The following is a 12,500-nucleotide window of genomic DNA, read 5'->3' as shown; positions in this document are numbered from 1 at the left end:
ACCTGCGCGATTATTGATCCAGTGTTTCGATATATTCGATCAGTGCTCGACGTGTTTCCGCGTCATTGATCATTGACTCCGTTCCCTGAAACATCTGCTCCACTTCTTGCTGTCTGCGATAGCTTTCGCTGCCGGGACCGCGCGAATCGTGGCAGACTGCACAAAACGGATTGCGCCCCTCTTTCACCATTTGTTCCGTGAACCCTTCCGGTACCGGGAAATGGGATGCGTCCATGGCTGCCTGGTTGAGATCCCATAGCGTCTCGGCGGTGCCATGCACCCAACCGGGCGGTGTCCAATACCACACGTCCTTGGTCACGCCCCAGGCGACGTCACCGGCATCGCCCCCTTCAACTGCGGCATCGGTCGTCTCAGCCGCCGGGTTGACCGACTGGCTGGCAGCGTAGGCGTCGCCGGTATAGGCAAAGACACCGATCGCCGTCGCCCCGCCGATCAGCAACCCCAGTGGCCCCTTGGCCTTTACCCGCGGTGTTTTCGCTCTGGGTGAATGCACTCTAGTTCTGGTCTTGGCTTTCGGTTTCGAGCGCGTGCCCGTGGCGGTATGCGGTTCACTGGTGCGCTCGACCACGTTTCCATCCCGATCCCGGGTGATCGTGATGCGCTCACCTTTACTGGGATCGCCCTGCGGGCGTTTGATAACGGTCGAGGTAAACAACTTCTGGAATTGGAATTTGCCCTTGGCCACCGTATGCACGTTGAACACTTTGCCGCCACCGGAGCCGGTCACCTTGGACTTGAACTTGCTGGTGCCAATGGTTTCGAATTCAGCCCCCGCCTGTAGCGCCGGCAAGTACTTCTTCTGTGCTTTGGTCCAGCGGGAATTGGCCTTGCCTTTCATCTCCACCGGTTCCCAGCCTTTATTGGTTTCCACAAAGAAATCGGCCCGGCCTTCGACCCAGTCGTTACCGACTTTTACGCGAAACGGCACTTCTTTGCGGTAATTCACCCCCTGGTCGATCAGAAATTCCTCGAACATGCGCGCGGCTTTCTGTTCGTCACTCTCATGCCCGTTAATGTCCCTGAGCGACGCCGGATTGTTTTTGGCGTACTGATAGGCGTTGAGTGCGTCTCCGATACCGCTTGGGTCGGCGCTTAGCCATCGTCCCAGCCAGGGCACGTAGTAGCGCGCCGAGTGATACGACAGCCCCGTTTCCTCGTCGCGCTCCATGCCGACATAACGGTACCGCTTGGCGGCGGCGTTGATCGCCTTGTTGACCACGCGGTAAGCGGTGGTTCCGAAGGGGTGGTACTCCTCATAGGAAATGGTCTGGGCATTGTCATCGACTTCGAGACTGACGCTGTTCAGGTGATTGGCGAGCTGGTAACGAACCAGACGTGGCAGAGTGCCATCGTCGACGTCGTTGCGGGTATCGATCAGGGCGATGCGACCGTGATCGTCGACGACAGACAAGCTGTGTCTGATCAAACCGGAGTCTTGACCGGACAGTTTTCGATAACGCTCGTAGTTACCGAGATAAATGCGCTCCTCTTTTTGCTGCGGCTGCTGGCCGGCCGCTGCGGCGAGTTCGGTGATCTTGCGGATACGTTCTCCGTCCGCGCTATATTGGTAATAGGTGGTTTCCGGCGTCCCGGTCAGCACTTTCTGACGGATGGAACGAATCAGTTTTTCCTTGAAGTTCCAGGCCAGTTCTTCCAGATGCGGCATGCGGGTAATAAAGCCGTGGCTCGTGTGATGACCGTACAGATAGTTTTGCCCGGCTACGCTGGTGGATAGCAGGCGATTACTCGTGCCCTGGTAGTGGTAGTCGCGGGTCCAGCTATTACCCCCGGCTTGGTGTTTCAGTTGTAACAGGTTGCCGGCCAGGTCGTAGGCGTAGCTCTGGGTGTAATTGCGCGTTACGGCGGGATCCCCGTTGTTGAGCGCGTGCAGATACGCCTGATCGTTCCAGTTGTCGTTGGCTGCAAAACTCAGGGTGGCGTTGTTTTCCCGGCCGGTGGCCTCCCGCAGCCGGTATATGGCGTCGTAGGTATAGGTAGAAAGGCCGCTGATGAATTGATTGTTGAAAAACTGCAGCGGCACGGCGCTGTCCTGAATATGGGTGACATTGCCTGTCGCGTCGTAGGTGAAGTGCAAGTCCTGAAGCAGTTGGTTGCCTGCCGTGCGGGAGCTGATACGCAATAGATTGAAGTTATGGCTGTCGTACTGGTAGTGGGTAACCACGCCATTGCCAAGCTCGAGCCTCAGCCGTTGGCCTTTTTCGTTGTAGTCGATGTTGCTGATGAGGGTCTGTAATGGGCCACCACTGTGCTGTAGCTGTTTGCTTTCGAGTAAACCGGCCGGATTGTAGGTGATCAATTCCACCGAGCCATCCGGCGCGGTGGTTTGGATCGGGCGTCCAAGCGCGTCGCGCACCGTGGTCGAGGTAAGCACGTCGGGTTCCAGATCCGTCGCCAGATTGGCATTGGTCCAATTAGGTAGCGTTTTATAATCCGCAAACAGACGACGATGGTTGTTAATTGGCTGGCCCTTGAAATCATAGTTCTGTACTTCGGCCAGGCCACCGGTGTCGTAATAGCGCACCACTCGGCCGCGTAAATTGTTGGTTTCGGGTCCCGGTTCCGACTCACCGTAAAAAATGCGTTCAAAGATATGGTCCAATGGCTGCGGGCCATCGCCGCCAATCACCCGGGACTGTATCGGCCGTGCCAAAATGTCGTATTGGTACTGGAATTCGTGTCCGCGCTCGTCCCATGAGCGCAACGGTTTGCCATCGATATCTTCGAGCAACCAACGCTGGCCGCTGTCGAGCAGGTGTTGATAGGCATCGACCCCCAGTATGCTGTATTTGTAGGTGGCCACCACGTTATCGCGGGGATCGACGACCTGTAGCAGATTGCCTTCGATATCCAGTTCCCCGCGCGCCAACAAGAAATCTTCGCTGCCGTTGAACCTGTTGTGCTGTACCTGCAATACCGCCCGGCCGAGTGGATCGAGATGTTGTACCGACGGTGTATCGTGATAGGTCTCGGAGGCGGTCGCCGCAGCGGCCTCTTTCAAGGGATCCTTGCCCTCGGCGCTCAGCTCGGCATTGATTGAATGATTCACCCGGTCGTTGTGCCAACGGGAATCCATCACCGTATCGCCGGGGTCGTAGGTGGCTTGTTGCCAGGCGGTGAATTCGGTTTTGCTGAAGGTGCCGTCGGGCAGTTCCATGCGGATTTCGCGGCCCAGGGCATCGTAGAAAAACAGTGGCGTCACCCCGGTTTCGACCAGTTGCGGGTGATCTTCAAAATGGTGATTGGTGGAAAAGTAGGGCTCGTATTTTTTGACCGGATTGCCCTTGTTATTGACGACGATGCGCCCCGTTCCCAGCCAGCGCAGGTTAGGCGACGTATCGATTTCGGTAACGGTGACGGTATCGTCGGGATGAATGGTGAGCTGCTTGGCGAGACCGGGTTCGGCCTGTGTCTTTTTCATCGCTACTTCACCGAGACCAGCGTAATAATTGAAGCTGATCTGGATCGGTGAATGATTGTTTTGCTGAAAATGCTGCTCGCGCACAATGGTGGCCGTGACCGACGGCTTACCCGAATTCTGGAACGCGTCGAGATCATAGACATAGCGAGTGGTGGCGTGTCCCAGAAGGCTCTGGCCATGGGTAACAAGCTGATTCGAGTCGGCGGCGTTGAAGAAACTGTCGATGGTGGCGGTCTCGGCGGCACTGGTTTGTGCCTGTTGGCCACTCAAGTCATCCGCCTCACCGCCTTTTCCAAACACCGCGCTGACCTTGACCATGCCCAATTCGTCGGACAATGATTCCGACACGTTATTATTGGGGTCGCGCAGGCGACGCGGTGACAGCGTGCGAAAGTCAAACTGCTCCACCGTCACGCGATTGCCCAACGCATCTTCAGTGGCCTCCAGGAAGGTAAACGCCGCAAGATAGGAGACGGTGGTCACTGCACCTAACGGATCCCGATAGGCAACAGGAGTAAAAAAACGCGCGGCGGCTGCAGCGGTGGTTTCGCCCCCCTGGAGGAATTCAGTCCGCCCGGAACGCACCCACCAATTGTCATCGCCCTCGCTGTGTACATAAGACCCAGCGGCCATGGTCGCCGCATTGACCTTGGAACCAAAGATATCGCTGAGCAGGTCCGGCGTGTAGGCGAGCTGAAAGGTTTCAAAGGGCAGTGCCCGGGCGCCGGACTGATGCAGCGGCAGCGGACCACTCAAATCGTCACGGTAATAGGTGGTGCGAAGGTGTTCGATCAGGCGTTTTTCCGCCGCGCCCGGCAATGGGTCGTTGTGCTTGTGAGAGTAGGGCACATCGGTCGCCTGCGCGGCGCCAGCGAAATCGCCAGGCGCATAGTAATCGCCGGACGCCGACACCCCGCGCAGCTCATAGGTACGCTCTTCGGATGGCAACGGCAGACGATGGATGTCGTCGGTATCGATTGCGTTGCTAAAGCCCATCACCTTGTAGGTGATGGACGTGCGCGCTTGCGCTGTGCGGGGGGCGACGGGCAGTGAGGGGTCAGCGACCTTGCGCCCGTACATCACGGTAACCGACTCCAGTGGGTTGCCGTATTCATCGAAGCTCAGGTTGAGGGAGTGAGCGACGCGGGGATCGGCGGTGTCGCGTTCGTAGGCATAGCTAATGGCTTCGCGTTGACGTACGGCAAACACCGCGTATTCGTTCTGGCCCATCGGTTGCAGCAATTCGATCACACAATTTGACGTCTCCACCGCGTAGGGTGTCAGCTCGGCCTGCAATTCGGCGGGACTGGCGCCGCTGGTGGGGGCATCCCGGGCAAACACTTCCGAGCGCAGCGCCATACCTTTACAGGCGCGCACCGCCTGGCGATGCTCGAGGCCGCTGAGATGGTCGAGCTGAGTCGGATCGAGATTGGGTGCGGCAATGAGTTGGGCTTCCGGCAAATCGCGTTCGTTGTGCGCGGTGGGAAAGCCCTGGCGCGCCATTTCCGCATACCAGTAGTCATCGGCAAACTGGTTGAGGATGCCGGCCCCCTGCAAAAACGCGCCCGTATGGAACCACTGACGGGTGACGACCGGCTCCTGATGCAATTCCTGTTCGACGACATTATTCGAGCCACCCTTCACCCAGTGTTCGAAGTGCTCCGAATCGGTTTGCTCCACCATGCCGAAGCCGCGAAACTCGCGCTCGGCGTGATCGTAGTAACCGTGGGCATAGTGATAGTGACTCACGAAGCGATGACCGGTGATCCGGTCAGTGGTTTCGATTCGGGAGAGACAGTGCACCGGGAAGTGCAGTTGGGTGGCCCAGGGGCGACCCGCCTGCTCGTCCTGGATATAGAACCGGGTCGACGGGGTGTACTCAAGGCTCACTTCCTTGCCCATGCTGTTGCTGTACCCGGTCATCAGATGCGGCTTCAGGCTGTCGACCAGATCGATGTAGCGCAAAGGCGCAGGGGCATCCTTGCTCAGCGGACTCGACCACACTAAGCACATGGTTCCCGTCCCCAACAAGTCGGCCACGGTGACGTGGGCCAGGTTGTGGATTTCGGGAAAGAAGTGAATGTCGAATGGTGTGGCAGCAAAGCCGTTGCCGCTGAGGTTAAGCCAGCAACTGGCCTTGTTTTGGCCTAGATACACGATATCGGTGGTGCCGGAGCCGCTGATATCACCTAGGCGCACGTAAACGGGATTGAACGCATCAGGGGCGTCGAACGACGGTGGGCTGTCCATTGCCACCTTGGCACCAAACCGGCCGTAACCGAGGTTTGGCCAATAGCAGACTTCGCTGGCGCGTATGCGCACGATATCGCTGAGTCCGTCACCGTCCATATCGGCGATAAAAATGCTTTCCTTGCTGTCGGCGAACACGATGGCCGGGCCAGCGTCTTCGTCGAATACTTTCGGGGTCTTGCGTGCGGCTGCAAAACCCTCGCGCCCTTTGGATTCATACCAGGTAAAGGCGTGATCCTCGGAAATCAGAATATCCGGCTTGCCGTCGCCGGTGAGGTCGAGCAGGCGGGTATGAGGGTCCCTGTGGTCGACCTGGGCCAGTTGTTGAAAGGCTTTAAAGCCAGGCTCTTTCGGCGGGGTGCCGAGTTCGAAATAGCCTTGGACGTGGGGGCGGAAATTCGCCAGTTGCTTGCTGCCGTCGGCATCGAGGTCGAGCAGCTTCCAATTGCTGTTGGCCACCCGCACCGCCGGTTGTGGAGAGACGGCCTTCGCCGCTTCGAACCGGCCGCCGCCGAGATTGCGCTTGTAGTACCAGTTACCGGCCTGTTCCGCCAGAATACCGGACAGACCTTCGCTGTATAAATCGGTCAATTGGTAATTGGCGGCGAGCCCGGCCGGGGCGTTGACCACCTCGTCGGCGGCAACGGATTGCACGGTGCGGCTCCAGGCGTGCTGCTGATAGCTGAATTCCAAGGGGGGCAGTTGTTTGCTGCTGTAATCACCGTTGACATCCTTGATATAGCCCCTCGAGATAATGCGCCGCAAAAAGGTAAAACCCTGTTCACCGTTGCTGTCGTGTTCAAAATCGAGCGAGCGTACCAGAGCCGATCCACCCGGCAGTTCATCGAAGCGATGGAACAGCAGAACCCTTCGACACAGGCGGTTGGTTCGCACCTCAAACCCTGGCTTGTTATCCGAGAATGCGTCTGGTCGCTGAGTCCAGCTACCGGTTTTGGCATAGGGGGAGTTCAGGTCGTACTCACCGTAGTCAAATGCCGTGTGAAACATATAGCTCGATGTATCCGGGAAGGGTTCGCCGAAACCGGCGTACACAGCCCGATTGCCGTAAAAAATATCGGTCAGATAGCGGTTGGTATAGGTGAGCTTGCCACCCCGGCGGCGGTTGGCATTGTGGGGTAGAGTCGCGTCGAAGCCGGTGTCATCTTCCTCCCGGTACAGGTAGTGACAACAGTTGCCCAGGTCATCAAAGATGAATTCGGGTAGCCATTCAAACACCTTGCGATCATCGCTTGGGTCCGACAGACGCGAAGCGGCGCTCCACCCAAGAAGTATCGTGATATTGTCCCGGTTAATGACCCGCCAACGAGTTTCCAGCGTGGTCTTGTGAATCCAGCGCTCAATTCGGGCAAATAGCCCCTCAATCCGTGGTCGGTAACAGCGAATACGGAACTGTCCGTCCTGGGAGTCTCGCTCGCGAGTCACATAGCTGCCATCAGGATTTTGTAGAAACTCACCACTCGGTTCCTTGGCAAATTCAGGTACCAGGTCTTCGGCACCGGCGAACAAATAGGTGTCTGAATCTGTCAGATCTTCGTAGCGGGGCAATTCGCGATTGGCTTTGCGTTTTATCGTCTGCAGGTTGGTATTCCAGCCGAGACCAAACACACTGTTGCCGCCTCCCGAGCTGTAACTTAGCTGCAGTTGCGGCGTAACCCCACGAGCCGGAGCGACCGGTAGGGGGAAAGAAAAAGAAGCCGTGCCATTGACAGCGTTGACGGCCAGTTTTTCGTCGACCCCGCGAATAGCACCGCCACCCTGTGGCAGTTCGATGGAGGGTATTTCGATGGTTTTGAGTTCGGACAAGCCCCCTTCAATGCTGAAGGGGCCCTGGTCCGGGGGCTCTGAACCTTCTTGCATGTCCATGTCGGCATCCCTGATGATTGGTAACAGCCGTGTTGTTATGGAGGCTGTTTCCCCAGATTGACTGAACAATCCGGTTTCATGACCACAGTCTGATGACTGGAATAATGTGGCATGTTGTCCAGTATTGACTGTGTTCCAATCCGCAACGCCAAAAATCTCTACAGTTCTAAGAAATATCAGGTTAAAGCGCGGCCTACTCCACTCCCATTATCAGGAGTAGAACGCAGTATCCGACAGACATAGCTTCCTAAAATGATCCCCTACCAAGCCATCTCTTGCCGGCACTCAGTTGCCATGATCTGCTCAAAGGCGTCATGATTTCGCTTTACAGCAGACCGTTCTATTCAGACTAGTCTAGACGTAATTCATCCTTCCAGGGCGACATTTTGATTAATATCACCACCTCCCCATACTGATGCTCGTCATGTTCGAAACGACTGCCATCATGTTCCTGCTGGGTAGGATCAAGCCCCTATCAGGCATCTACGAGTTCCAGATCAGCACGAATGGCCTGCCACAGCCGCCGGGTGTGCATGAGGTGAATAATCTTTTCAGGATGAGAAATCTCATTATTTTCCTATTATTTTTATGCATGGATGGCTCAATAAAAAGTACTAGTCTTACTTAACGCAAGATATAACGACACAGCCCATACGCAGGGGTCCCCAATGGCAGCGGATTCCACCGAACCCCGCAAATGCGACTACCCGCCGCGACCGTCCCTTCTCCGCGAAGGCGTACGGATGAATCTGCTGATCCACCCCAAGACCTCGATTCCCAGCCCGTCCCAGGGCCAAGCAAGCGATTTCTCATTTGGCGATCAGGCCGATATGGCCTGGAGCCATGAGCGGTCGTTGGAGGGGAGGGAGGCGATTGCGGAGAGGCTGGCATTTGATGGTGGGAAACGAGGGACTGTCCTAGATCTCCAGGAACTCTTGATCTCCAGGAACCATAAATGGACGTAAGGGGGTAGTGATGGATACGCATGCCAGTAATGTTGATCAAACCGTATATTCAACATTAGAAAAGAAAGAACTTAACATCATCTACAGCCAGAAAGCGCTGGGGTATTTTCCCGATCACGCGATCTACTGTACCTACTACCTGCAAGAACACATCCCGAAGCTGCATGAATACTGGCAGCAACTCGCTCGTGAACTCGATACTTTCTGCGCCGGCAAGGAATACCGGACAGCGGTGCAACTCGGCGTTGGTTTCGACCTCTGGAAACAATGGAGCAAGGAACTGAATTATCCGTTCCCCAAGGGGATGGGCAGCACGGCGAAGCTCGATGAGTTCAATCAGTTTGTCGGCAACACCGGCGGTGACCTCTGGTTCCACATCAAGTCGGATGACCGGGAACATGCAAAGGAACTGAAAATACTGATCGATATGGCGTTGGTTGACAAACTCCGAGGTGAACCCCTGATCGTCGAAGCGGACAAGCGCTACGGCGGCAAGGTGATTGGTGGGCGTTTCACCGACGGCATCATCAACCCACCGGATGCCGAGGATCTATCGGCCCGCGTGGTGATCGGTAACGAGGACCCTGCGCACCGGGGCGGTGCCTTCATGATCAGCCAGCGCTTCATCCACGATTGGAGCAAGCTCGATGCGATGAGCGAGCTGGATAAACAGAACATGATCGGTCGCGATAGCGATGACCGCATCGTGCCGATGGAGGACGAAGGCAGCCATATCAAGCGCGTCCGGCAACTGAACGGCGGGCGTATCAACTTCAGGCTGCTGCGTCAGGCGCTGCCGTTCGGGCATAAAGTGGACAACAGGGCCCACGAAGAGGGGATATTTTTCGCCGGCTACAGCAAGGCGACCCATGTGTTCGATGCGGTGTTGGACGGTATCGCCGGCGACCAGAAAGGGTTCATTCAGGATAAGCTGTTTGGTGTCACCCATAGCCGCGAAGGCTCCTATTGGTATATTCCGAGCCTGGCCGAATGCGGGTTGAAGCAGGGGCCCTCCAATCAGGAAATCACCCTGAACGAGTATTTCGATACCCGCAGCGCCAACGGCTTCATGTTCTATAACGCCAAGGATTATCTACACAAGGTCCGCCATTCCAAGCTGACCGAAGATTGCCCGTTGAGCGACCGCATACTGACGCTGATCGATAAGCAGTTCTCCCGCTGGCATGACACCTGGTACAAGCAACGCGAAACCCCGCCGTTGGGCCATCTGCGCGATTATTTGCCGAAGGATGATCCCGTGCTCGGTGCGTCGGTGATGCTGAGAAAGGGCAAAGCGACCCAGATCGCGCTATCCCGCATCCTGGTCAGCCCCGAATACAGCGCCCAGGCCAACCTGCTGTCGATCGATCCGAACGAGATCATCGTCGGCAACATGCCGCAATTGTCGCTGGGGATCGGCAGCCAGGTGCTCGAGTACCTGACGGAAGACGAGAAGATCGCCGGTTTCTTCGGCAGCCTGAACGAATATTCGGCCACCGGCCATAACGTGCCCAGCTATGAGCGCCTGCTCGAGCTAGGCGTCGACGGTGTAAAACAGCTGTTTGCCGACAAGAAGTCCATGGCGCCGTCGGAGCGCCAGGATTTCTACCAGGCCGTGATCTGGACCCTGGAGGGCTTTTCGGCCTTTATCGAAGCCTATGCCGCACTGGCAGAGCGCATGGCCTCCCAGGCTGACAGCTATTCGCGTACCCAACACGCTAACCTGAAGGCGATTGCCGCCCGCATGCGCAAGATCGCGCACCATAAGCCGGATACCTTCGTCGAAGGGCTCAATCTGGTGTTCCTGCTCAACTGCGCCCTGCATCAGACCGGCGAGCCGATGTCGATAGGTCGTCTCGACCAGTTCATGTACGAGCTGTTTAAAAGTGACATCGACTCCAAACGCGAGACTGAACAGTCGATACAGGAGACGCTCGATGCCTTCTGGCTGAAGATGGATGAGACCGTCCTGTACAACTACAACCACCTGAACGACTACCTCAACTACGGTACCGGCGCCGTGTTCTATTCCGCCGGCAACTTCCCGCAAGGCGCCGCCATCAACCAGTGGGTGCAGCAGTTGACGGTGGGCGGCGTACTGGCCAACGATGCGGAGCAGCCGGTGGATGCCTCCAACGAACTGAGCCTAATGTGCCTGAGATCGGCCCGTCGCCTGCCACTCAACGCTCCCTGCCTGTCGCTGCGGGTGCACAGCCAAATGAAGGACGACATGCTCAGAGAGGCGGCCAAGGCGTTGCTAAGCGGTGGTGCCCATCCGATCCTGCTCAACGACGACCGCCTGGTGCCCGCGCTGATGAGCTGTGGTCCGCTGTCGCGGGAGGACGCCCGCGACTACACCTGCGACGGTTGTTACGAGCCGGTGATCCAGGGCAAGACGGAGTGGGCTTTCAGTTACGTGCCGCTGCTGCCGCTGGTCGGCATGGCGATCAATCAGGGGGCGACCATCGAGGGAGCGGGGCCGGTCCACCTGAGGGGGCTGAAGAGTTCCTGGAACTCGCCGCCCGCCGAACAGATCGAGAGCTTCGAGCAACTGCTGGAGATCTTCTACACCCACTGGCGCTGGGCGATCTGCAAGTTCTTCAACAGCTTGATGAACGGTTACGGCTCGCTGGCGAACTACTGCCCCAGCCCACTGTTCTCGGCCTTCCTGGAGGATAGCCTGGAAAGCGGCCGGGATCTGACCGAGGGCGGTGCGCGCTACCACATCGTGGCACCGATGATGTGTGGCATCACCAACGCCATCAACTCGCTCTATGCGATCAAGAAACTGGTGTTCGACGAGCGGAGTGCACGCTGCTCCCTGCCGCAGATGTTGCTTGCCCTGCAGTGCAACTGGGGCCAGAAAATGGTGGCACCTTTCTATACCACGCTGGAAGGTGAACTCAGGCGCGAACAGGATGCCAAGTTCTACCAGCAGTTGCGCCAGTATGCCCTCGAGGTGCCCAAGTTCGGCGTCAGCGACGATAAGGAGCTGAACGCCTTCGCCCGACAGCTGGTGGGGCGCTGCGTCAGCATCATCCACTATAACTTCGATAACCCGATTCCGGAGATCGCGCAGGCCTATGAGCAGCTCAAGCAGTGCTACGACAGAGCGGGGCGCCCCTTCGAATTTACCGTCACGCCTGGCGTCGGCACCTTCGAGGACAACGTCGGGCTAGGCATGGAGATGGGCGCTTCGGCGGATGGACGCCTATCCGGTCAGCCCACCGCCGACGATTTCGCCGCCGCGCCCTGGCCGGACGATCTGCCCCTCAACACCCAAGTGAGCGACCCGTTCGTCACGCTGAAGGCGTGGGATTGTGAGCCGATCACCCACGGCATCGCCAACTGCTCCGCCATCGACCTCAACATACCGGAAGCGTTTCCGCTGGAGAAACTGGTCGAGCTGATCCGCGACTTCGCGCAGGGCAAGCTGGGCTCCAACATGATCACCATCACCTGTGCCGACTCAAACACCTACCAGGAAGCCGCCAAATTCCCGGAACGTTACGACCTGGTGCGGGTGCGCATGGGAGGCTGGAGCGAGTTCTACGTCTCGATGTTCGATTTCCACCAGGACTATATCGCCCGACGGCCCTATTACGCCGTCAAAGCGCGGTAACCACTAGGTAAAGGAGAGCGGCCGGTGCAGCCGGCCGCTCTTTCTCAACCATACTTACACCTGCCGCAATTCGCCGGCGTGTGCATGAGTTGAATAGGTTCTTCAAGGTGAGATATCTCATTACGTTTCGTTGATCTTGTCATAGACAGCTCAAGGAAAAGTACTAATCTTACTTAACACAAGACATAAAAATACACAGTACGTACGCAAGGGTGCCCATATGGCAACGGTCACTTCCGAACCCCGTATCAGGCTTCACCCTCATGCCGTCGAGACCACTCCCTGTGATGATGTGGGGATGGACCACCTCGTCTTCGTC

2 protein-coding genes are annotated in these 12,500 nt (G+C 57.2%); one reads left to right on the top strand and one right to left on the bottom strand.

From position 1 onward, the window contains the following. Positions 1 to 10: 10 nt before the first annotated feature. Positions 11 to 7,594, bottom strand: a complete 7,584-nt coding sequence (locus tag L861_RS12895) for a SpvB/TcaC N-terminal domain-containing protein (protein WP_016417461.1) — start codon at positions 7,592 to 7,594, stop codon at positions 11 to 13. 975 nt (positions 7,595 to 8,569) lie between these two features. Here L861_RS12895 and L861_RS12880 point away from each other — a divergent pair. Next, positions 8,570 to 12,181 (top strand): Dyp-type peroxidase, encoded by a 3,612-nt coding sequence (locus tag L861_RS12880; protein ID WP_016417458.1) that lies wholly within the window; start codon positions 8,570 to 8,572, stop codon positions 12,179 to 12,181. The last annotated feature ends 319 nt before the right edge of the window (positions 12,182 to 12,500 follow it).

Source organism: Litchfieldella anticariensis FP35 = DSM 16096, from assembly GCF_000409775.1.
Taxonomy (GTDB): domain Bacteria; phylum Pseudomonadota; class Gammaproteobacteria; order Pseudomonadales; family Halomonadaceae; genus Litchfieldella; species Litchfieldella anticariensis.
This window is presented reverse-complemented; position numbering and strand designations above follow the sequence as displayed.